General features: G+C 46.4%; 3 protein-coding genes. All 3 read right to left on the reverse strand.

What is annotated here, in order from left to right; translation table 11 throughout:
• The coding region (trmH, locus tag A3738_RS15030) for a tRNA (guanosine(18)-2'-O)-methyltransferase TrmH (RefSeq protein WP_068763698.1) at positions 1–562 on the reverse strand (562 nt) is incomplete at its 3' end.
• Positions 559–963, reverse strand: coding sequence for an MAPEG family protein (locus A3738_RS15035; RefSeq protein ID WP_068477754.1), 405 nt, complete (start codon positions 961–963; stop codon positions 559–561). The genes trmH and A3738_RS15035, both read right to left, overlap by 4 nt.
• A gap of 17 nt (positions 964–980) precedes the next feature.
• Positions 981–1149, reverse strand: a 169-nt coding sequence (locus tag A3738_RS29405; RefSeq protein WP_156504284.1) for a DUF1820 family protein, incomplete at its 5' end; no start/stop codon positions are given.

Below are 1149 nucleotides of genomic sequence, written 5' to 3' on the forward strand. Positions count from 1 at the left end.
AACGAAAATAAGTTTGCCAATATTCATGATCATCAAGGCGCGTCTGATGATACATGCCTTTCATTTCACGTTGTCGTTGCGCCTCGCTCAAAATAATCGCTGCGGCTACTGAGACATTAAATGACTCAACCATTCCCATCATGGGAATAATAATATGGCCATCAACTTTCTGAGCAGCCTCATCACTTACGCCTTTTTTCTCATTCCCCATCAGAATGGCGCATGGTTCGGTGTAATCTACATCTCTAAAATCAAGCGCTGTATCAGACAAATGTGCTGCATAAACTTTTTGGCCGCGCGTCTGGAGAAGTTCGATACCTGCATCCATCGACTCATGCCGAACGATGTTAACCCATCGATCACTCCCCATTGCCGTGCCCGAGTATGGACGATGCTTATCCCACGGCCAGACCATATGCAGCTCATGCATACCGACCGCATCACCAGTACGAACTAAAGCAGCAATATTACGAGGTTTGTGGATCTGCTCCGCGAGAATTGTTAAATCGGGTTGGCGCCGATCTAAGGTTTCGCGGAGCTTTCGGTATCTCTCTGGTGTCATAGAATTAGGCAGAGCCAGATGTTAAGTATCGCCATGCCCAGCATCGCTAACCATGTCAGCAGCATGCCATAGAATCGACCAAAACTTGGCCCATCAAAACGCGATAAACCCCATGAATGAAGAACGCGGCCCAGCAAAAACATACCGCCGAAAACATGAATCAAAATTGGATTCAAGAACTGAAGTTCCAACATGAAGAGCAAAACTAAAGCGAGTGGAATATTCTCGAGCGCATTTGCATGCGCACGGATTGCACAACGCATCTCAACAGAACAATCGTTTTGCTCTGTGCTCTTCTTTTCAGCGCGGCGAAATGCAGTGACTCGATAACCAAGGTAAATAATTAAAATCGCAAGCAAGCCCGCATACATTGGCGCATAACGCAAAAGAGAACTACCCATACCCTACTCCTTACTATTTATTTTTTGGAATTATTGCCGCCGGGAAACTGCGCTACCTGGCTTGGCTTTACTTTAGGAACTCCGCACTGCTCTACCTCATCAATGCGCACAATTGCATTCATTGGCACATATGTGCGCGTCACCCCTGCAAACTCAGATTTGAGCTTTTCTTCACTAGGGTCAACT

Source organism: Oleiphilus sp. HI0066 (assembly GCF_001635725.1).